Below are 19,765 nucleotides of genomic sequence, written 5' to 3' on the forward strand. Positions count from 1 at the left end.
CTTACTCCTTTCGTGTTGCCACGCCGATCAGAATTGGCCGCACCCCGTCGCGTTCGCAGCGCGACCACTCGCGCAATGAGACGAGATTGGGGTGTGCCGGGACCGAGGTGGGCCCGAAAATGGCAACAGACAAAGACATCGCAGACTACCCGATCAGTCTGGGAGCTCCCAATTATTCGCTGCTGGGGGAATTGGGGGCAGATATTGACGTCGCCTCACACTGCGCGGCGCCCAGTCGTCGCTAAGCTCAGTCGAGTTCGGCTGTGCCGCCAGCGCCCGCCGACCACGAGGAGACAATGTGGCCAGTGACGACGACGACTTCAGCACGGCGATGCGCGGCTACAACCGCGACGAGGTCGACAAGGCGCTCCAGGACCTGCGCCGCGAGCTGATCAAGGCCAACTCAGACAAGGTCGAATCGACGAGGGAGATCAAACGCCTCTCGGCGACCGTGCGCGATCTCGAGTCCGAGATCGAGGAGACGGGCAGCCCGAGCTACAGCGGACTTGGCATGAAGCTCGAGAACATGCTGCGGGTCGCGGAAGAGCAGTCCACGAGACTCATCAGCCAGGCGGATATCGACGCCGAGCGCCTCCGAAGCAGCGTGCAGCTCGAGGTGAACCGGATGCGCGTCGATGCGATGGAGACCGCGGAGGGATTTGTCGCCGACGCCGACGAGAAGGCCACCGCGCTGCGCCAGTCAGCGAATGCCGAAGCCGCCGAGATCCTCGAGATCGCGCAGGCGCGGGCGGATGCCGTCACCCAGGAGGCTCTCCTCGAAGCCGCCGCGATCCGCGGTGCCGTTGCGACGGAATCCGCCGAGCTACGCGGCACCACCCGGCGCGAGTCCGCTGCCGTGCGCGCAGAGGCAGACCGCGAGTCCGCCGAGGTCCGCGCCGCGGCCCAGCGGGAGATCAGCGAAGCACGGGAACAGGCCGCACAGCTCGCGCGCGACACCGAGCGCGGCCGTGCAGAGTTCGACAGCATCAGCGAGAAGCAGCGCGGTGACCTCGAACGCGAGGTCGAGCAGCAGCGCACGGACCTCGGTCGGCACGTCGCGACGGTCACGGCCGAGCTCGCGGCGACCGTCGAGAAGACGACAGGCGACCTGCAACGTGAGCTTGCCGCCGCCCACGCCTCCCTCGAGCAGGAACTCGCGGAGGGCCGCTCCGCGCTTGAGGTGGAGACGATGTCCCGCCGCTCCGCGCTGGAACGCGAAGAGGAGTTTGTTCGCGCGGCCCTCTCGCGTGACACCGATGCCGCCTGGGCCACCCTCAGCTCGTCCACGGCCGACGCAGAGGTCGCCCTCGCCCGCGAGACCGAGGACACCCGCCAGACCCTGGCCGCGGAGGCCGAGGCCGTTCGCTCGGCCCTGGCCACCGAGACGGCGGACACCCGCAGCGCGCTTGCCCGCGAGGTGGCGGATGGGCGCGCGGCCCTGACGAAGGAAATCGACGAGCAGCACGCCGCTGTCGAGCGGGAGATCTCGGCGGCCCGCGCCCTGCTCGACGCCGACACGACGGCCGCTTATGCGGCCCTCGCACAGGAGACCACTGCAACCACGGCAGCTCTCGACCGGACGGCCAAGAAAGCGACCACGGACCTCTCCCTCGAACTGGTGACCGCGCGGGCGGACCTCGACGAGGAGATCACGGCAGCGCGCGCGAGCCTCGCTCACGACATCGAGCAGCAGCGCACCGACCTGGACCGTGACATCGCGCAGCAGCGGGCCGACCTCACACGCGACGCGGAAGAGACCCGCGCGCAACTCGCGTTCGAAGTCGACGAGACGCGAACCACGATCGCCCGTGACGCCGAGCAGGGCCGCACCGACCTCGAGATCGAGATCACAGCCCGACGGGACGAGGCCGAGAAGGCCGCACTCGCCGCGCACCAAGAGGCGGTCGCGCAGACCCAGAAGTACCTCGACGACGCGGCCCGCCAGCTCGCCGAGGCGACCAAACGGGCCGACGAGCGCCAGAAGCACGCGGACGAGGTAGAGGCGTCCGCGCGGGCCGAGGCGAAGGCGCTGCTGGAGTCCACCCAGGCGACGGCCGCCGAGCTCGTTTCCGAAGCGAGGGCAAAGGCAAAGGTGGCCGTCGACGAGGCCGACCAGAGGACCGCAGTGCTCGTGTCTGACGCGGAAGAGCGCCTGTCCAAGATTAGGATTGAGCGCGAAGCGGTCGCCGGGTACTTCCAGGGTCTCCGCGGCGTTCTGACAGAGGCGGAGAGAGCCTCGGCCGAGTAACACCCCGACAGTAAGGCAGAGGGCCCGTGAAGATCCAGAACGGATTCCGGTTCGGCCTGTTCGGTGGGCTCGGGGTTCTGATCGCCCTGCTGATTGGCGGCGCCGTCGTCTCGCTTGCGACGATCCTCACCTACATCGGAGCGGCGCTATTCCTCGCGCTCGGCCTCGACCCGATCGTGACCTGGCTCGAGAAGAAGGGGATGAAGCGACCCCTCGCGATCCTCACCGTGCTCGTCGGGGTGCTCGGCGTTGTTGCCGGCCTCGTTCTCTCGATCATCCCCGTCATCGCGGAGCAGGTGCAGACCCTCGTCACGCAGATCCCGAGGGTGATCGAGAGCTTCGCCGACGGCAGCCTGAACCAGGCGATCACGGACACCCTCCCCTGGCTCGCGGTCGACGATCTCCTTGCCCAGGTCACCGACACCATGTCCGACCCGACCTTCCTCAGCAATCTCGGCGGCGGTGTGCTCAAGGCGGGTCTCGGGCTTGCGACCGGGGTTTTCGGCGCCCTGATCATCATCATCCTTATGCTCTACTTCACTGCATCGCTCGGCAGCCTCAAGCGCGGCATCTACCAGGTCATCCCCGCCTCGAAGCGGGTCGGGTTCATCGACATCTCCGAGCAGATCAGCCAGTCCGTCGGGCGTTATGTCGTCGGACAGCTCACCCTGGCGCTCGTCAACGGCGTGCTCTCGTTCGTCGTGCTGACGTTCGTGATCCGCGCCGAGTACTCTGCCCTGCTGGCCTTCATCGCTTTTCTCGGCTCGCTGATTCCGCTCGTGGGAACAATCTCGGCATCCGTCGTCATCACCCTCGCAGTGCTGCTCTTCGACGGGACGCCGACCGTGCTCTGGGTCGCCGGCTACTACCTGATCTACATGCAGGTCGAGGCCTACCTGATCACGCCGCGAATCATGACGCGTGCGGTGAAGGTTCCCGGCGTCGTCGTCGTCATTGCCGCCCTGGCCGGAGGGACCCTGCTCGGACTCCTCGGCGCGCTTGTCGCTATTCCCGTTGCGGCGTCGATCCTGCTGATCATCAAGCAGGTCGTCGTGCCGCGCCAGAACGCACTCTAGGGAGTCAGTCCCATGCCTCCGGGAGGGGAAGCACGCCGGGGTTCAGGCGGGCGACGATCTCTGTGAGCACACGCCGCGTCTGCGCCTCGCCCACCCAGAGGTGCTTGCCGCCCTCGACCGCGACGAGTTCCGCCTCGGGAACGCTCGCGAACCTCTGCCCCGCTTCCTCTGGACGCAGGTAGTCGTCGAGCTCGGGCACGACGACGATCATCCGCCGACCGCTCCCGGCCCATGCCGCGAGCTCCTCGTCGGTCGTGCGGTGAAGCGGGGGCGAGAGCAGGATGATGCCCTCGATGTCGTGCTCAAGGCCGTGCTTCAGGGCGACTTCGGTGCCGAACGACCAGCCGAGCAGCCACGGCTTCGGCAGTGCGCGTTCGGCCACGAACCTCATCGCGGCGTCGAGGTCGTGGCGCTCGTCCTCGCCGTGGCCGAAGGCGCCATCCGATGTGCCACGCGGCGACGTGACGCCGCGGAAGTTGAACCGCAGCACGGCGAGGTCGGCGAGCGCCGGAAGGCGGGCGGCCGCTTTGCGAATAATGTGCGAATCCATGAACCCGCCCGCGGTGGGGAGCGGATGCAGCGCGACGACGGTCGCGACCGGCTCGGCCCAGACGGGGAGGGACAGCTCCCCGACCAGGGTCAGCTCATCCTCGGTGACCAGCTCCACGTTTTCCCGCTTCGCCGGAAGCTCGATACCGCCCTTGATCTGCATGCGTCCCTACTTGATCTTCCAACAGTGGTTGTGCCAATGCCGCCGGGCCGCGACATCGTCGGCCTCGCCCATCAGGCCGTCCGCACGCCATGCGACGATATGGGCGATGCCGGGAGCGATGCCCAGTCCGCAGCCGGGGCAGACATAGGGCTTGACCGCGGACGACGCGGCGATGGACTGTACATTCCACAGGCCATCGCGCTTCTCCTGGGGCCGCAGCCCTCCGTAGAGCGATCTGGAGAGGTCGGGCCGTTCGCCGTCGCCTTCCCCTCTGGACCGACGCGGTCGGTTGCTTCGCGGCATGGGTCCAATCCGGGTCGGGAAGGCGGGGTGCGTGGCTGACGCCGGGTCAGTACCAGCCCTTGATCTGGCTAGCGCCCCATGCTCCGCACGGGCTGCCGTAGCGATCGGTGATGTAGCCGAGGCCCCACGTGATCTGGGTGGCCGGGTTTGTTGCCCAGTCCGCTCCGGCCGTCGCCATCTTCGAGCCCGGGAGTGACTGCGGGATACCGTAGGCGCCGCTGCTCGGGTTGCTGGCGAACGTATTCCAGCCCGACTCCTTCTGCCACAGCGACACGAGGCAGTTGTACTCGCCTTCACCCCAGCCCCTGGCCTGCACCATCGCGTAGGCGATGGACTTGGCCGAGCCCGGATTGGGAGAGCCGGCGGCGGGGGCACCACCACCGCCACCGCCACCGCCACCACCACCACTTGGTGCGGCGGAGGGTGCGGCCGGCGCCGGCGCCGGCGCCGACGACACCGGCGGCGGCGGCGGCGGCAGCGGTTTCGCGGTGACGCCGTAGTCGTCGCGGACGACCTCGTTCGTGTACTCACCGTCGACTGCAAGCACCTGTGTTGGCACTGCGTCAGTCTCGGCGAGAACGACCGCGGCGGCGGCCTCCTGCTGCGCCATCGGCGACGTCACCGACACCAACACGAAGGCCAGAGCGGCGAACGAGGCGAAGACGGGCAGTACGCCCTGACGCCGGATTGTGGGTTTATGCGCCTCCACGGCAGCAGCCGGAGACTGCGGCCGGAGCGCTAGGAAAGTTCTATGGCGACCCATAGTTTCAAGATTTTAGCCCAGATTGCCTGAGAAGCAGCATCGGATCAGGAACGGACGGCAAGCATGACGTCAATTACGGCATCCAGCACGACGTCGACCTGCGTCTCGCGGTACCCGCCACGCTGTGGCGCGAAGGACACTGCGCGTACCTCGTCGACGGTCAAATGGTCCCCATCCTGGAAGTATCGTGTGAGTCGCCCGGCGAACTCGTCGACCTGCTGCACGCTGTACCCGACGGTGAGCGAACGGATCCGGTCGAACCTCTCGCCGTCCGGTCGGGCGAGGCGATCGAGGATCTCCTGAGCCTCTGTCCGTGCCGAGGAGTACCACTCCTCCTCGCCCTTCTCGCGGATCCGGAGCTCCCGCTCCCGGCTTGCGAAGGCATCCTCGAGGCGCTCAAGAGCAGCATCCACCTGCCCCGTCTCGTATCCGCCCTTCTGCATTGCGAAGGCGGTGTGGCGGATGCTGGCGGCGGTCACGATCGTGAGCTGGCCCGCTTCCGCCCCATACGCGCGCCTGGCCTCCTCGAGAAAATCCTCCACCTGTTCGACGTCGTAGCCGAGGTGGGACCTCGTCGTGCGTGGGAATGTTGTGCTCACGGCACCATTCTGCACTACGCAAAGATGAGGAACAGCGCGTACGTTGCGATGGTGCTCGGAAGAACAGAGTCGAGCCGGTCGAGGAACCCTCCGTGACCGGGCAGCCACGTGCTGATGTCTTTGATACCGAGATCGCGCTTGATGAGCGACTCCGTGAGGTCCCCGAGCGTGGCCGTAGCCACCATAGTGATGCCGAAGATGAGGCCGAACCACCAGGGCTGGCCGAGCATGAACAGAGCGAGCACGACGCCGACGGTAAGGGCAACGAGCACTGACCCGGCGAACCCCTCCCACGTCTTCTTCGGGCTGATTCTCGGGGCCATCGGATGCTTGCCGAACAGCACGCCGCTCGCATACGCACCGGTGTCGGTCGAGATGACGATGAGCAGAAAGGCGAGGGTCCACCACTCGCCGCCGTCCTGCGCGGCCATAACGACCGCGAAACTGCCGAGGAAGGGCACATAGGCCTGGACAAAGGTACCGGCGCCGAGGTCCTTCCAGAACTCGAGCGCCGTGCCTCGTCGGCTCGGGCGGACCTGTTCGGCCGCGCGCCAGAGGCCGACGAGCAGAACCCCGCCGAGGAGCACAAGCCAGGCACCGCTCGCACCGAAGTAAAAGGCCGCGGGCACGATCGCGACCGCGGCGATGACCGTCGGTACGCGCGGCACGTAACGGCCAGCGAACCACAGGGCGCTCGCGAGCTCGAACGCGGTGAAGGCAACGAGCGCGGCGGCCACGAGCATGAAGAAGGACTTCACGAGGATGAGGCTCAACAGCATGCTCACACCGAGCACGAGGCCGAACCCGATGGCGAGCGGCAGGTTGCGGCCGGCCCTCGCCTCGAGCTTCTCATTCGCGTCGTCGAGGTGGGCGCGGGTCACAGCGATCTGGGCGCGGATCTCCTCTCGAGTCGCGGCGGCGCGGGCCTCGAGATCCTCACGCCTCTGGCGCACGCGTCTATTCAGCGCTGGTCGGGGCCTCTCGGGAGAATCCGACATTTAGACCTCGAGAAGCTCGGCTTCCTTCTTCTTGAGCGCGTCGTCGATCGCATCAATGTGCGACTTCGTGACGGCCTCGAGCTCCTTCTCGCCGCGTGTCACTTCGTCATCGCCCACCTCGCTCTTGAGTGCATCGAGCTCGTCCTTTGAGCGACGGCGGATGTTGCGGATCGACACCTTGGCGTCCTCGCCCTTGGCGCGCACGAGCTTGACGAACTCCTTGCGGCGCTCCTCCGTCAACTCGGGCAGGGTGACGCGGATGACCGTGCCGTCGTTTCCGACATTCGCGCTGAGGTTTGGAGCCGAGACGAGCGCACGCTCGATGTCCTTGAGCGCGATCTTGTCGTACGGAGTCACCAGTAGGGTGCGCGCCTCGGGGTTCTGCATGCCGGCGAGCTGCCCGAGCGGCGTCGGGGTGCCGTAATAGTCCACGAGAATCTTCTGGAACAATGCCGGGTTCGCGCGGCCCGTGCGCACGTTTCCGAAGTCGTCCTTGGCCGCCTCGACGGACTTGTGCATCTTGTCTTTGGCTTCTGCCAGTACGTCACTGATCACGACTGCTCCTTCATGTCTGTTCGAGTTTAGACGGTTGCCGCACCGCGGGCTTGCGGGGATCACCGACAAGGAACACCGACACCGAGAGCGCCGAGAGGATGAGGGCGGAGAGCCAGACGAGATGCACCACAAGCGGGAACGGGATGAACATCGTTGCGCCGACGCCGATCAGGGTCACGGCCACGCCGGCAAGGGCAGGCCACCAGACACGCCGCCAACCCACCACGATCGCCGCGGCAGGCACCCAGTAGGCAATTTGGCTCGCGGGGCCGCCCGCCCGCACCGCACGCGCGGCCGGCTCGAGCCCGGGCACGGCATCCACCCACGGCCCGAAGAACATCGCGGAGCAGTGGAAGATCAGCAGCACGCCGCCGATGATCACCAGCACCCGCTCCCACGGCCGCAGCGGCACGGCGCGCGGGGCCAGAACCGCTCCGCGGGACAGAAGGCGAATGAGCCCACCCAGCACCACAACACCGAGCAGCGCGCTCCACAACAGAGGCTGGTCCATCTCGCTTCCCTCCGGTGGGTTATCTGACGAGTGTGCCGATGCGGTCTCCGCGGATCGCGCGGGTCACGTTGCCGTCGGGCTTCATCCCGAACACCACCATCGGCATCCCATTGTCCTTGCACAGGCTGAACGCCGTCGAATCGACCACGTTGAGCCCCTGGACGAGCGCCTCCTGGTAGGTGATCTCGTCGATCTTCTTAGCGGTGTGATCCTTGTTCGGGTCGGCGGAGTACACGCCGTCGACCCCGTTCTTGGCGACGAGCACCACGTCAGCACCGATCTCGAGCGCGCGCTGGGCTGCGACGGTGTCGGTCGAGAAGTACGGCAGACCAGCGCCGGCGCCGAAGATGACGACGCGGCCCTTCTCGAGGTGACGCTCAGCGCGGAGCGGGATGTACGGCTCGGCGACCTGGGTCATCGAGATGGCCGACTGCACGCGCGTGGCGGCGCCGGCCTGCTCGAGGAAGTCCTGCAGGGCGAGCGCGTTCATCACGGTTCCGAGCATGCCCATGTAGTCGGCGCGGCCGCGGTCCATGCCGCGCTGGCTGAGCTCGGCTCCGCGGAAGAAGTTTCCTCCGCCGACGACGATCGCGACCTCGACCTCCTGGGCCGCCTCCGCGATCTCCCGGGCCATGGCACTGACGACGTCGGGGTTGACCCCCACCGATCCTCCGCCGAATGCTTCGCCCGAAAGCTTGAGCAGTACCCGTCGCTTCGTGGTTTTCGTCATGGGTACTCTTCCGCTCGCTTGTTGCCGATTATCCCGCTTAACGTGTGGTGATACACAAACAGGGCCCGAATCGCTGTGCGCGACCCGAACCCTGTTTCACGCGTGTGTTACGCGCCGACCTTGAAACGGGCGAAGCCCGTGACCGTGAGTCCGGCCTCTGCCAGCACCTTCGCGACAGACAGCTTGTTGTCCTTCGCGTAGTCCTGGTCGAGCAGGGCGACCTGCTTGAAGTAACCCGTGACGCGCCCCTCGATGATTTTCGGAAGCGCAGCCTCCGGCTTACCCTCGTTGCGGCTGATCTCCTCGACGATACGGCGCTCGGTTTCGACCACGTCTGCCGGGACGTCATCCCGCGAGAGGTACTGCGGGTCAGCGAACGAGATGTGCTGGGCGATGCTGCGCGCGGTCTCCGCGTCGTCTCCCGTGTAACCGACGACAACGCCAACCTGCGGCGGCAGGTCCTTGTTGGTCTTGTGCAGGTAGACGGAGAACTTCTCTGCGTCGATCGCGAAGAGGCGGCGAAGAACGATCTTCTCGCCCAGGACGGCCGCTTCGTCGCTGATGAGCTCAGCGACGGTCTGGGTTCCGATCTTCGCGGCAAGTGCCTCGTCGACGGTCGCGGCGCCGGCGGCGACGGCGGCGTCAAGCACCGTGTCGCCGAGCTTCACGAACTTCTCGCCCTTGGCTACGAAGTCGGTCTCGCAGTCGAGCTCGATGAGCGTCGTCGTGGTTCCGTTTTCCTTCGCGGCGACAAGGCCCTCACTCGTGGAGCGGTCGGCACGCTTCGCGTTGCCCTTTGCTCCCTTGAGGCGCAGGAGCTCGGTGGCCTTCTCGAGGTCTCCCCCAGCTTCGACGAGGGCGTTCTTGGAATCAACCATTCCGGTGCCCAGCCGCTCGCGTAGGGTCTTGAGGTCAGCCAGGCTGAAATCTGCCATGGGAGTTCCTTACTTGGTCTCGGCTGCAGCGGTCTTCGCTGCAGGCTTCTTCGGGGCGGGCTTGGAGGCGGGGGCCTTCTCTGCCTCGGCTGCGTCGGCTTCGATCTTCGCCTCGGCGGCCTCGTCGGACTCAACGTGGTGCTCGGGGACGACGGTCTCGTCGGCGGTGGCCTCGTGCTCGGCGGCAACGGCATCCGCGTCGTTCTCCTCGACGGGGAGATCGGCAGCAACCTCGGCGACGGGGGCCTCGGCAGTCGGCGCGTCGGCTGCAGGCGCCTCGGCAGCAGGCGTCTCGGCAGCAGGCGCCTCGGCAGCGGGTGTCTCGGCAGCAGGCGCCTCGGCAGCAGGCGCCTCGGCAGCGGGTGTCTCGGCAGCGGCCTCGGCCTGGCCGAGAAGCTCTGCTTCCCAGGCCGCGAGCGGCTCGACGGGAGCTGCTCCCTCTTCGGGCTTCTGGTGGCGCTGGATCAGGCCCTCGGCTGCCGCGTCCGCGATGATGCGGGTGAGCAGGCCGACGGAACGGATCGCGTCGTCGTTACCCGGGATCGGGTACTGAACGTCGTCGGGGTCGCAGTTGGTGTCGAGGATCGCGATGACCGGGATGCCGAGCTTGTGCGCCTCGTCAATCGCGAGGTGCTCCTTCTTGGTGTCGACGATCCAAATCGCGGACGGGGTCTTCGTCAGGTTGCGGATACCACCAAGGCTGCGGTTGAGCTTGATGAGCTCACGCTTCTTGATGAGCAGTTCCTTCTTGGTGAAGCCCTTTGTGGTGTCGTCGAAGTCGAGCTCTTCGAGCTCCTTCATGCGCGCGAGGCGCTTCGACACGGTCTGGAAGTTGGTGAGGAGCCCACCGAGCCAGCGCTGGTTGACGTAGGGCTGGCCCACGCGCTGCGCCTGCTCGGCGATGGATCCCTGTGCCTGCTTCTTCGTACCGACGAAGAGAATCGTGCCGCCGTGGGCGACCGTCTCCTTGACATAGTCGTACGTCTTGTCGATGTGCACGAGCGACTGCTGCAGGTCGATGATGTGGCTACCCGAGCGCTCCGTCAGGATGAATCGCTTCATCTTGGGGTTCCAGCGGCGAGTCTGGTGTCCGAAGTGAACGCCGCTGTCGAGCAGCTGGCGGATGGTTACAACGGCCATGGCCGTCTCCTTTACTGGCGCACGTCTACCCATGCGGGCAGCGCGATTGCGCCTTCTCAGTTGTAATCGCGACCGGTTGGCGCGATTCCTGGTGCCCGGCACACATCCGCCTGAAAAATCAGGACCGAGTGGATGTGATTGCATGCTCTGGGACGAGCACTGCGGACACGCGTAGTCAGCGCACTCACGCGCGCTGCTTCGAAAATGATACCACCGCTCCTGCACCGGGATGATCGAACTGCTCAAGTGCAGGGAGGATGCGGCGTGCGGGCCGCGGATGCCGGGACGGGTGCAGTCTGTCTTCGTGCCGCTCTCGTCGCTCGTCGCCAGGCCATTCCGGCTTAGTGGCTTTGCGCTCGTGCTCGCGCTCGTTGCGCTGGCGGTCTCCCCAGACGGGCGACCGGCGGCGGGGGCAGCGGGGGCGGCACCCCAGTGGCTCTGGCCCGTGGGGCCGCCGTATGTCGTCTCCCGTCCGTTCGTCGCGCCGGCGACGACCTATGCTGCGGGACACCGCGGCATCGACATTCGCGTCGATGCCGTGACGGAGCCCGGTCCGGGCGCGGAACTCGGCGCGAGAGGCAGCAGGGAGGTTATTGCCCCTGCCGACGGGGTGGTCCACTTCGTCGGCACGGTGGTCGACCGACCGGTGCTGTCGCTCCGGCATCCGGGCGGCCTCGTGTCGAGCTTCGAACCGGTGGACTCCGGCCTCGTCGAGGGACAGCCGGTGTCGGCTGGCGACGTCGTCGGCACCGTGCGTGTCGATGCCGCCACGCCCGCACACTGCCCGACACCGTGCCTGCACTTCGGGGTGCGATTGCACGGCGACTATGTGTCGCCGCTCAACTTCTTGGGGGGCATTGCGCGCTCGGTGCTCCTGCCGACCCGGGAGTTGCGGTGAGTGTCGGCGGTGGCGGCGTGCCGAGTGTCGGCGGGAGCGGCGTGCCGAGTGTCGGCGGGAGCGGCGTGCCGGGTGCCGGGTGCGGCGGTGTGCCGCGTGGGCCGCCTCAGGCCCGCGGATGCGCCGATCGATAACTTGCCGTGAGCCGCTCCGTCGATACATGCGTATAGATCTGGGTCGTGCCGAGGCTCGCATGGCCGAGCATCTCCTGTACCGCCCTGAGATCAGCGCCGCCGTCGAGCAGATGTGTCGCCGCCGTGTGGCGCAGGGTGTGCGGCCCGGCCGGGCCGCCACCAGGAAGCCCATCGAGCAACTCCGCCACGAGCCGGTACACGGCGCGAGTCCCGAGTCGCCCCCCTCGGGGCCCGAGGAATAGGGCGGGGCGCTCGGCGGGCTCGGCACGCGCGACAGAGCCGGCAGGCGCAACAGAGACGGCACGCGCAACAGAGACGGCACGCGCAACAGATTCGCCCCGCTCCGCGCGCTGGGCGAAGTCCGCCAGCAGCCGCTGGCGCCCCTCGTCGAGCCAGGCCTCGATCGCGCGGCGGGCGGGCACCCCGAATGGCACAATTCTCTCCTTTGCTCCCTTACCCATGACGCGCACCGTGAGAGAGCCGAGGTCGACGTCGCCAACGTCGAGTCCGGTCACCTCGCTCACGCGAAGGGCCGAGGCATAGAGAAGTTCCACGACGGCGACATCCCGGAGGCTGTTCGCGTCGCCCGACCTGGCCCGCACGGCGAGCGCGGCGAGCACCACATCGATCTGATCCCGCGTGAGCACCCGCGGAAGGTGCCGGTCGGGTTTCGGCGCTCTGAGTCGTGTGGCTGCATCGCCCGGCACCGACCCGCTCCGCGCGAGCCACGCGGTGAAGCCTCGGACTGCGGCCGATCGGCGGGCGAGCGTCGCCTTGGACACCCCGTCCTGCGACCCGAGCCACAGCCAGTCGCGGAGGAGCTCGAGCGTGACCTCCGCCACGGCATCCACTCCCTGCGCAGCCGCGAACGCGACGAATCCACCGAGATCGGACCGGTAGGCACGCACGGTGTGTGCGCTGAAGCCTCGCTCCAGTTCGAGGTGTGCCGCGAAATCCTCGAGCGCACGCGTCAGAAGCATGAGCGCGCTACACGCCCTCGCCCAGGTTGAATCGCGACTTCTTGTTGGAGAACATCTGCCGGCGCTGCTCGGGCGTCATCGCCTCGATCACGGCGCGATGCTCGGCGGAGAAGCCGGTGATCTCGGTGGTGTCTCCGACGGGGACGATCGAGTGCACGACCCTGTCCTCGTAGACGTGCACGATGTTGAAGGACTGGCCGGAGTCGATGCCCGACAGCAGACGGTCCTTCTCGGTGAGTGCGAGCGTGTAGCAGGTCGCGGCCGCGACCGAAACGGGCACTCCCGCAACGGTGCTGTGGGTGGAGAAGTGAAGGTGTCCGCCGAGGATCGCGCGCACGTCAGTTCCGGCCACAACCGCGGCGAAGCGGTCCTGGGCCTCCAGCTCGAGCATCTCCATCGCCCAGAGCAGCGGGGTCGGGACGGGCGGGTGGTGCAAGGCAATGAGGGTTCCGTGGGGGGCGGGCACCTTCAGCACATCGGCGAGCCAGTCCAGCTGGCCGTCGGTCAATTGACCGTGGTGGAATCCGGGCACCGTGGTGTCGAGCGAGATGATGCGCAGGCCGCCAATGTCGTAAACCCGGTCTTGGGGGGCCTCGGTGGCCTCGATGTCGAACAGCCCGCTCGAGTACTGCAGACGTTCGTCGTGGTTGCCCATCACCCAGACGACCTCGGCCCCGAGCCGTGCCGCTGCGGGTTCGACGATCGCGCGCAGCCGTTGGTACGCGTCAGGCTCGCCGAGGTCAGCGAGGTCGCCGGTGAACACGAGGGCCTCGGGGCGGATGCCGGATCGCTCGAGCTGTCCGAGCGCCTGCCGCAGGTTCTCCTCGGTCTCGACAGAGCCATACAGCAGCGCTCCGCCGGCAAGGAAATGGGTGTCGCTGATGTGCGCGATGGTGTGCACGGGAGGCGGATGCTGGCCGAGTTGGATCACAACTTCAGACTAGGACGAACCAGTGTCAGCCTCGACTTACGCCCGCGGCGAGTGCCGACAAGTGTCCCGGACTACCGCACGGATGGTTCACTCGATCGGTCGGGCCGCGCGAGACCGGCATCCGCTACGGCGACGCCGGGCGCCGTAGGGTGCAGCCGCCTCGGCCACCAGAACCTGTCGCCGGCGATGAACGCGAGCGCAGGCACGATGACGGTGCGCACGAGGAGCGTGTCGAGCAGCACACCGACGCAGACGATGATCCCGATCTGGGTGAGGGTGATGAGCGGCAGGACCCCGAGAACCGCGAAGACCGCCGCGAGCAGGATTCCCGCGCTCGTGATCACACCTCCTGTCGCCGCAAGCGCACGGATCATGCCGTCGCGGGTGCCGAGTGTCCTGGCCTCCTCGTTCGCCCTCGTGACCAGGAAGATGTTGTAGTCCACCCCGAGGGCGACCAGGAACAAGAAGCTCAGAAGGACGACGTTGGTGTCGAGCGCAGGGAAATCGAACACGGTTTGGAAGAGCAGCCAGCTTGCCCCGAGGCTCGCGAAGTACGAGCCGACAACCGTTACCAACAGGATCACCGGAGCGAGGATCGCCCTCAGAAGGATCATCAGCACAATCAGCACGAGCACCAGAATGAGCGGGATCACGAGGTTCTGATCGGCCCGAGTGGCCTCGGACACATCGAGGGCCTGCGCGTCGAGGCCGCCGACAAGAGCATCCGCCCCCTCGATCGAGCCGAGCTCGGTACGCAGCTCCCGAACCACGTCGAACGCCTCCTCGGTCTCCGCGGCCGCTGACAGCACGACGTTGACCTGAGTGATCTCCCCGTCGCCGTCCCCCACGGTCGCGGAGTCGACGCCGTCGACCACCGCTGCCACCCCCGCGGCCTCGTCGGCGTACTCGGCGTTGACGATTACCGCTGTCGGCGACCCGCTGCCCGCAGCGAAGGAATCCGCGATGACTCGCTGGCCCTGCACTGCCTCGGGCGCCTGGATGAAGCGTTCGGTCTGCGCGAGCCCGGTCTGCACCTGGGTCGCACCGAGCGCGAGGCCCCCAAGAACGAGCACGCCGACTATCGCGACGGCGATAGGGCGCAGCGACACGAATCGACCCAGACGCCCCCACACTCCTCGGGCGGAGCGGTCCTCGGAGCCGAACTTCGGAACGTAGGGCCAGAATAGGCCTCGGCCGAACAGCAGGAGCGTGGGCGGGAGCACGATCAGGGCGAAGATCATGGCGACGAGGATGCCGGTGGCGCACGCGATGCCGAGGGCCCGGTTGCCGGTGAGCTCGGCGAACAGCAGTGTCAGCAGGCTCAGCACTACGGTCGACCCGCTGGCAATGATCGCGGGGCCGGCGCCACGGAGGGCTTTCTCCATCGCGTGGCGGCGATCGGCGATGAGCCGAAGTTCGTCGCGATAGCGCGCGATCAGCAGCAGGGCGTAGTTCGTGCCGGCACCGAAGACGAGCACGGAGAGGATACCGGTGACGGAGGCATCGAGGGTGATCCCGATGAGGGATGCAACGCGCGCCGCGACGATGCCTGCGAGTCCGTCGGCGGTGCCGATCACGACCAGCGGGACGATCCACAGCCACGGGCTGCGGTAGGTCACGATGAGCAGGATCGCGACGACGATCACGGTGGTCAGCAGCAGGGTGAAGTCGGCGCCGTCGAAGACTGCGCTGAGGTCCACCTCGAAGCCCTCTGCACCTGTAAGCAGAGCCGTCAGTCCGTCGGGGAGGGGGGCATTCGCGATCTCGCGCAGCTCGGCGGCGCGCTCGCTCTGGCTGTCGATGTTGTCGGCGATCTCGAGCGGCACAACGACGATCGCTGCGGTGCTGTCGTCAGAGAGGGTCGGTGGAGGCACGAATCCGTCGCGGGAGAGTGCGGAAAGATCGGTCGCGGCCTCCCCCACAGCGGCGAGGTCGTCGTCGGTCAGTGAATCACCGTCGCGACTGAACACGAGCAGCGCCGAGGTGGCGTCGGCGCTCGGCAGGGTCGTCTGCAGCTCGCTCACCTGCACCGATTCTGCGGTGTCGGGAAGCCCCGGCCCCGGGGCCGACTCGGAGGTCGTTCCCGGACCGATCGCGAACAGGGCCGCCGTACCGAGGAGAGCCACGACGAGTACGATCCAGGACGTCGCCCGCGCGGTGATGAATGTCGTTAGCCTACGCATGAGACCCCTTTTAGCTAAACAACTTGATTACATGATTGCTTAGCTACTTTAGGCATACGATGGGATGCATGCAAGACGCTCCCGACTCCCGCCTCGGCGCTGTCGGCGCTGTCGATGTCGATTCCGTCAGGACGGACCGCCGCGCGGGGCCCGTCGCCCGCGTGCGCGAGGCGAGTCTGCTGCTCCGGGAGATCCTCGACCTGACCGTCGACCTCGAGGCCGACGTCGGTGCGGAACTCGACGTCAATCGGCGCGACTTCGAAGCGATGCAGCACCTCGTGATGAGCGGCCCGCTGAGCCCAACCGAGATCGCCCGCCGCCTCGACGTGTCCACTGCGGCTGCGACGGTGATCGTCGACCGGCTTGCCGCGGTCGGCCATGCAACGCGTCAGCCACACCCGACTGACAGGAGGGGAGTGCTCGTGGTGCCGAACCCGGCGTCGGTCGAGCGTGCAATGGCGCGCATTCTTCCCCTTATATCTGGCGTCGACGGGGTGCTCGACGACTTCACCGTCGACGAACAAGGCGTGATCGCTCAGTACTTGACACGGGTCGTGGGCGTATATCGGGCGCAACTACCGCCGCGAAGCTAGCGCAGGCCCAACACCCGCAGGCCCTCTCCCCTGCTCCGGGAGCTCACGCTGCGCCCCGCACCCACCCGCGTTCTCTCCTCGCGGCCCTCCCCTCAAGCTCGAGCAGCCCCAACACCGCCTGCACCTGCGCCGCGGACAGGCCCGCGCGAGCCGCGATGTCACCGACTGCCCGTGGTGACCGTGCGCTGAGCGCGTCGACGACGCGTGTGCGCTCGGCGGACTCGGCCCGCTCGGGCACGTCGACCCCCGAACGGGCAACGGACTGGCCGCCAACATCGGGGGTCTCGCTCCCGTTGCCCCGGCTCCCACCGTTGCCCCGGCTCCCACCGTTGGCCCGGCCCCCGCCGCTCCCACCTTCCCCACCGCTGCCACGGCCACTGCCACCACCTAGATCGACCCCAACGCGCTCGCCACGGCCAGGCCCCTTGCTCACAACAGAGGGGCGAGGCGCGAGCTCGGCCATCTCGTCGGCGTTCGTCACGCAGACGGCGTCAAAATCGCGGATCAGCCGGTGGCACCCGGCCGAGGCCGCCGACGTGACAGGGCCCGGCACGGCGCCGAGAGGACGCCCCAGCGCGGCCGCGTGCCCGGCCGTGTTGAGCGACCCCGACCGCCAACCCGCCTCGAGAACGACCGTCGCGAGGCTCGCTGCGGCAATTAGTCGATTGCGCTGCAGGAACCTCCACTTGGTCGGCGGCGACCCGCACGGCAATTCCGACACCACCGCGCCGGACTCGACGATCCGTGAGAGGAGCCCGTCGTGGCCGCTCGGATAGAAGCGGTCCACCCCGCCGGCGAGGAACGCGATCGTCTCCCCCGAACTCGCCAGCGCCGCCCGGTGCGCCATCCCGTCGATCCCGTACGCCGCCCCGGAGACGATGGTGTAGCCGCGGTCAACGAGACCTGCAGACGCCTCCATTGCCACGTGCTCGCCGTATCCCGTGGCGGCTCTGGCCCCGACAAGCGCAATCGAGCTGCCCGCCGTTGCTAGCGTCTCCGAGCGCCCGCGCAGCCACAGCGCGAGGGGCGCGTGAGCCCCGAGATCGTCGACCCCCACGGGCCATTCCGGGTCGCCGGGCACGAGCAGCCGGACGCCGTACCGGCCTGCCTGGCGAAGTGCCACGAGCGCCGCCTGAGACGCCGCCCGGGGTTGCCACCGCTGCTGCGCCGCGACGAGATCGGCGACGGTGAGCCCGTTGGCCTCGAGAAGCCCGGCGGGAGTGCGTGAGTCGTCGGCCCGAATACCTGACCTCTCCGCGACGGCGCCCACTATCCGATCGACGCCCCATCGATCGATCACGGCAGTCAGTGCGGCTGGCGCGCCGAGTAACTCAACAAGAAGGCCAGCGACGCGGTCCCCCGGTTCGGCAATCCCGGTCCAGGTGGCCCGCGCGAAACGATCGAGGATTTCCTCCACTGTGAAATCATCCCGGCCAAGACTGCGAATGAGCGGCGCAACGACGGCCGCCTTGAGCCCGAACATGGTCATGACGAAATCGCCTTTCTGAGATACAGGGCTCGACCGAGATGGTCGGCCGTCGGTCGCTGTGCGCCGTCAAGGTCGGCAAAAGTCCATGCGAGGCGCAACACCCGGTCGTACCCGCGCATGGTGAGGCCGCCGCGTTCGAGTGCTCGGTCGATGGACACCGTCGTCGATGGACCGAGCCGCGCGTGGGGGCCGCGCAACCACGGCCCGGGCACTTGCGAGTTGAGCGCACACGGCGTCGCGCCCAGCCGCTCCGCGGTCGCCGCCCTGGCCGACACCACCCGACTGCGCACGGTCGTCGTGTCCGCCCGCTGCTTCTCATCCGCCATGCGCATCGTGGCTGAGGTGATGCGGGCCACTCGCAGCTGGATGTCGATGCGGTCGAGCAGGGGACCGGAGAGCCTCGCGAGGTAACGGCGGCGCGCGCTCGGTGCACAGACGCACTCCGAGTCCCGTGCACCGTACTGCCCGCACGGGCACGGGTTGGCGGCGAGAACAAGCTGGAATCGTCCGGGAAAGTGCGCGACCGAATTGGCCCGGTGGATGCTGATGAGACCCGACTCGAGCGGCTGGCGGAGTGCGTCGAGCACCGCTCGCTGGAACTCCGGTGCCTCATCGAGGAAGAGCACGCCGTGGTTCGCCCGCGCTGCGGCGCCCGGACGGATGACACCGCTGCCTCCCCCGACGATTGAGGCGGCGGTGGCCGTGTGGTGCGGGGCCTCCAGCGGCGGACGCGTCGCGAGCGAAGCACCGACCGGCAGCCCCGCCAGCGAGCGGACGCAGCTCACCTCGAGCGCGGCATCGGCGTCGAGGTCGGGCAGGATGCCCGGCAGACGCGTGGCGAGCATCGTCTTGCCCGCGCCCGGTGGCCCAAGGAGGAACATGTGGTGGCCGCCCGCCGCCGCGACCTGAATCGCCTCGATCGCGTCGTCGTTGCCGATGATGTCACTCAGGTCGAGGTTGTCGCCAGCCGCGCCCATCGGCGCCGCCCGAAGGATCGGCTCGACCGGCACAGGGGTGTACTCGCCGCCATGCCAGATCGCCGCCTCGAGCAGCGAGGCGACTCCGACCACGCGCACCCCGGGCACGAGTGCGGCCTCGTCGGCATTGCCCGTCGGCACCATAACCGTTGTCGCGCCCGCGCGCGCGGCAGCGAGGGTGGACGGGAGGATGCCGCTGATCGGCCGCAGGCGCCCGTCGAGGCCGAGCTCGCCGAGGTGAACGACGCTCGCGACCGAGTCGGCGTTCACCAACCGGTCCGCCGCGAGGATCGCGAGCGCGATCGCCAGGTCGAACCCCGAGCCGTGCTTGGGCAGGGCGGCGGGCGAGAGGTTGACCGTGACCTTTCGGGCGGGGAACTCGCACCCGGTGTTCGTGGCCGCGGCCCGTACCCGGTCGCGGGCCTCGCCGAGAGCCGCATCAGGCAGCCCGATGAGGACGAACCCGGGGAGGTTGCTCGAGATGTCCGCCTCAACCTCGACGATCTCACCGGTGAGCCCGAGGAGGGCTACGGCCGACGTGCGTCCGAGCGGCATCAGAAGACACTTCTCACATGCTCGAACTGCACGGGGCCTCCGAGCGGCGCGATGATGGCGATCGCGTCGATGCGGATGCGGCGACGGACGCCGGGATGTTCTCCGCACCACGCCGCTGCGAGCCGCCGGAGCCTGGCGAGCTTCTGCATCGTGATCGCCTCGAGCGGATGCCCGAAGGCAATGCTCGACCGCGTCTTCACCTCGACGAAGACGGTCTCATCGCCGTCGAGCGCGACGACGTCGATCTCGCCCTGCCGGCACCGCCAGTTGCGGTCGAGGATGTCGTAGCCGGCGTCGACGAGGAACGCAACCGCGAGAAGCTCGCCGCGTTTGCCGAGATCGTCCTTCGCCGCCATGATTGCCTCCGACACCGAGGATGCCCCGGATCGGTCCTACCGAGCCGGCGGGTGCCGGGATCGGGGACGGTCGATGACGCCCGCCAGTTGGGGAGGAGA

20 protein-coding genes are annotated in these 19,765 nt (G+C 67.8%); 4 read left to right on the forward strand and 16 right to left on the reverse strand.

Going from position 1 to position 19,765, the window contains the following annotated elements; translation table 11 throughout:
- Positions 1 to 298 precede the first annotated feature (298 nt).
- Both BHD05_RS14375 and BHD05_RS14380 read left to right on the forward strand, forming a co-directional pair.
- Positions 299 to 2,248, forward strand: a complete 1,950-nt coding sequence (locus tag BHD05_RS14375) for a DivIVA domain-containing protein (protein ID WP_161887041.1) — start codon at positions 299 to 301, stop codon at positions 2,246 to 2,248.
- Positions 2,249 to 2,274: 26 nt separating this feature from the next.
- Positions 2,275 to 3,324, forward strand: coding sequence for an AI-2E family transporter (locus tag BHD05_RS14380; RefSeq protein WP_161887042.1), 1,050 nt, complete (start codon positions 2,275 to 2,277; stop codon positions 3,322 to 3,324).
- A gap of 4 nt (positions 3,325 to 3,328) precedes the next feature.
- Here BHD05_RS14380 and BHD05_RS14385 read toward each other — a convergent pair whose 3' ends face one another.
- The 10 genes from BHD05_RS14385 to rpsB all read right to left on the reverse strand — a co-directional run bounded on the left by BHD05_RS14385 (position 3,329) and on the right by rpsB (position 10,570).
- Positions 3,329 to 4,036 (reverse strand): alpha/beta hydrolase, encoded by a 708-nt coding sequence (locus BHD05_RS14385; RefSeq protein ID WP_161887043.1) that lies wholly within the window; start codon positions 4,034 to 4,036, stop codon positions 3,329 to 3,331.
- A gap of 6 nt (positions 4,037 to 4,042) precedes the next feature.
- Positions 4,043 to 4,339, reverse strand: a complete 297-nt coding sequence (locus BHD05_RS14390) for a hypothetical protein (protein WP_161887044.1) — start codon at positions 4,337 to 4,339, stop codon at positions 4,043 to 4,045.
- Between the two features lie 46 nt (positions 4,340 to 4,385).
- The gene (locus BHD05_RS14395; RefSeq protein WP_236966562.1) at positions 4,386 to 5,048 is read right to left on the reverse strand and encodes an aggregation-promoting factor C-terminal-like domain-containing protein; all 663 of its coding nucleotides are present in this window, start codon (positions 5,046 to 5,048) and stop codon (positions 4,386 to 4,388) included.
- Positions 5,049 to 5,146: 98 nt separating this feature from the next.
- Positions 5,147 to 5,701 carry a DivIVA domain-containing protein gene (locus tag BHD05_RS14400; protein WP_161887045.1) on the reverse strand — a complete coding sequence of 185 codons (555 nt, stop codon included), beginning with the start codon at positions 5,699 to 5,701 and terminating at the stop codon, positions 5,147 to 5,149.
- A gap of 14 nt (positions 5,702 to 5,715) precedes the next feature.
- Entirely contained in the window at positions 5,716 to 6,654 is a 939-nt protein-coding gene (locus BHD05_RS14405) for a phosphatidate cytidylyltransferase (protein WP_236966563.1), read from the reverse strand.
- Positions 6,655 to 6,699: 45 nt separating this feature from the next.
- A complete protein-coding gene (gene frr / locus BHD05_RS14410; RefSeq protein ID WP_161887047.1) occupies positions 6,700 to 7,254 on the reverse strand; it encodes a ribosome recycling factor in 555 nt (184 codons plus the stop codon).
- Between the two features lie 10 nt (positions 7,255 to 7,264).
- Positions 7,265 to 7,765 (reverse strand): hypothetical protein, encoded by a 501-nt coding sequence (locus BHD05_RS14415; protein WP_161887048.1) that lies wholly within the window; start codon positions 7,763 to 7,765, stop codon positions 7,265 to 7,267.
- 19 nt (positions 7,766 to 7,784) lie between these two features.
- Positions 7,785 to 8,495 (reverse strand): UMP kinase, encoded by a 711-nt coding sequence (gene pyrH / locus BHD05_RS14420; RefSeq protein ID WP_161887049.1) that lies wholly within the window; start codon positions 8,493 to 8,495, stop codon positions 7,785 to 7,787.
- Positions 8,496 to 8,602: 107 nt separating this feature from the next.
- The gene (gene tsf / locus BHD05_RS14425; RefSeq protein ID WP_161887050.1) at positions 8,603 to 9,430 is read right to left on the reverse strand and encodes a translation elongation factor Ts; all 828 of its coding nucleotides are present in this window, start codon (positions 9,428 to 9,430) and stop codon (positions 8,603 to 8,605) included.
- 9 nt (positions 9,431 to 9,439) lie between these two features.
- Positions 9,440 to 10,570 carry a 30S ribosomal protein S2 gene (rpsB, locus tag BHD05_RS14430; RefSeq protein ID WP_161887051.1) on the reverse strand — a complete coding sequence of 377 codons (1,131 nt, stop codon included), beginning with the start codon at positions 10,568 to 10,570 and terminating at the stop codon, positions 9,440 to 9,442.
- Positions 10,571 to 10,799: 229 nt separating this feature from the next.
- Between rpsB and BHD05_RS14435 the strand changes: the two genes are divergently transcribed.
- Positions 10,800 to 11,468 carry a M23 family metallopeptidase gene (locus BHD05_RS14435; protein ID WP_236966564.1) on the forward strand — a complete coding sequence of 223 codons (669 nt, stop codon included), beginning with the start codon at positions 10,800 to 10,802 and terminating at the stop codon, positions 11,466 to 11,468.
- Positions 11,469 to 11,574: 106 nt separating this feature from the next.
- Here BHD05_RS14435 and BHD05_RS14440 read toward each other — a convergent pair whose 3' ends face one another.
- The 3 genes from BHD05_RS14440 to BHD05_RS14450 all read right to left on the reverse strand — a co-directional run bounded on the left by BHD05_RS14440 (position 11,575) and on the right by BHD05_RS14450 (position 15,696).
- Positions 11,575 to 12,582: a tyrosine recombinase XerC gene (locus BHD05_RS14440; RefSeq protein ID WP_161887052.1), complete on the reverse strand. Its 1,008-nt coding sequence runs from the start codon at positions 12,580 to 12,582 to the stop codon at positions 11,575 to 11,577.
- A gap of 7 nt (positions 12,583 to 12,589) precedes the next feature.
- A complete protein-coding gene (locus BHD05_RS14445; RefSeq protein WP_161887053.1) occupies positions 12,590 to 13,513 on the reverse strand; it encodes a phosphodiesterase in 924 nt (307 codons plus the stop codon).
- A gap of 71 nt (positions 13,514 to 13,584) precedes the next feature.
- Positions 13,585 to 15,696 (reverse strand): MMPL family transporter, encoded by a 2,112-nt coding sequence (locus BHD05_RS14450; RefSeq protein WP_161887054.1) that lies wholly within the window; start codon positions 15,694 to 15,696, stop codon positions 13,585 to 13,587.
- Between the two features lie 68 nt (positions 15,697 to 15,764).
- Here BHD05_RS14450 and BHD05_RS14455 point away from each other — a divergent pair, with 68 nt between their 5' ends.
- Complete coding sequence (locus BHD05_RS14455; protein ID WP_161887055.1) at positions 15,765 to 16,289, forward strand: MarR family transcriptional regulator; 525 nt, start codon at positions 15,765 to 15,767, stop codon at positions 16,287 to 16,289.
- Between the two features lie 43 nt (positions 16,290 to 16,332).
- Here BHD05_RS14455 and dprA read toward each other — a convergent pair whose 3' ends face one another.
- From dprA to BHD05_RS14475, 3 genes are read right to left on the reverse strand one after another with little or no spacing between them, the layout of a single operon-like run.
- Positions 16,333 to 17,778, reverse strand: a complete 1,446-nt coding sequence (gene dprA / locus BHD05_RS14465; protein WP_236966565.1) for a DNA-processing protein DprA — start codon at positions 17,776 to 17,778, stop codon at positions 16,333 to 16,335.
- Positions 17,775 to 19,310 (reverse strand): YifB family Mg chelatase-like AAA ATPase, encoded by a 1,536-nt coding sequence (locus BHD05_RS14470; protein WP_161887056.1) that lies wholly within the window; start codon positions 19,308 to 19,310, stop codon positions 17,775 to 17,777. The genes dprA and BHD05_RS14470 overlap by 4 nt, the downstream gene beginning before the upstream one ends.
- A complete protein-coding gene (locus tag BHD05_RS14475; RefSeq protein WP_161887057.1) occupies positions 19,310 to 19,666 on the reverse strand; it encodes a YraN family protein in 357 nt (118 codons plus the stop codon). Before BHD05_RS14475 ends, BHD05_RS14470 begins: the two co-directional genes overlap by 1 nt.
- Positions 19,667 to 19,765 lie beyond the last annotated feature (99 nt).

Source organism: Marisediminicola antarctica (assembly GCF_009930795.1).
Taxonomy (GTDB): Bacteria; Actinomycetota; Actinomycetes; order Actinomycetales; family Microbacteriaceae; genus Marisediminicola; species Marisediminicola antarctica.

What these genes read in the sequence shown, in the direction of transcription:
- BHD05_RS14390 (WP_161887044.1), bottom strand. Translation starts at nt 4,339, where the DNA reads ATGCCGCGAAGCAACCGACCGCGTCGGTCCAGAGGGGAAGGCGACGGC.
- BHD05_RS14385 (WP_161887043.1), bottom strand. Translation starts at nt 4,036, where the DNA reads ATGCAGATCAAGGGCGGTATCGAGCTTCCGGCGAAGCGGGAAAACGTG.
- tsf (WP_161887050.1), bottom strand. Translation starts at nt 9,430, where the DNA reads ATGGCAGATTTCAGCCTGGCTGACCTCAAGACCCTACGCGAGCGGCTG.
- pyrH (WP_161887049.1), bottom strand. Translation starts at nt 8,495, where the DNA reads ATGACGAAAACCACGAAGCGACGGGTACTGCTCAAGCTTTCGGGCGAA.
- BHD05_RS14415 (WP_161887048.1), bottom strand. Translation starts at nt 7,765, where the DNA reads ATGGACCAGCCTCTGTTGTGGAGCGCGCTGCTCGGTGTTGTGGTGCTG.
- BHD05_RS14435 (WP_236966564.1), top strand. Translation starts at nt 10,800, where the DNA reads ATGATCGAACTGCTCAAGTGCAGGGAGGATGCGGCGTGCGGGCCGCGG.
- dprA (WP_236966565.1), bottom strand. Translation starts at nt 17,778, where the DNA reads ATGACCATGTTCGGGCTCAAGGCGGCCGTCGTTGCGCCGCTCATTCGC.
- rpsB (WP_161887051.1), bottom strand. Translation starts at nt 10,570, where the DNA reads ATGGCCGTTGTAACCATCCGCCAGCTGCTCGACAGCGGCGTTCACTTC.
- BHD05_RS14440 (WP_161887052.1), bottom strand. Translation starts at nt 12,582, where the DNA reads ATGCTTCTGACGCGTGCGCTCGAGGATTTCGCGGCACACCTCGAACTG.
- BHD05_RS14475 (WP_161887057.1), bottom strand. Translation starts at nt 19,666, where the DNA reads ATGGCGGCGAAGGACGATCTCGGCAAACGCGGCGAGCTTCTCGCGGTT.
- BHD05_RS14450 (WP_161887054.1), bottom strand. Translation starts at nt 15,696, where the DNA reads ATGCGTAGGCTAACGACATTCATCACCGCGCGGGCGACGTCCTGGATC.
- BHD05_RS14455 (WP_161887055.1), top strand. Translation starts at nt 15,765, where the DNA reads ATGCAAGACGCTCCCGACTCCCGCCTCGGCGCTGTCGGCGCTGTCGAT.
- BHD05_RS14470 (WP_161887056.1), bottom strand. Translation starts at nt 19,310, where the DNA reads ATGCCGCTCGGACGCACGTCGGCCGTAGCCCTCCTCGGGCTCACCGGT.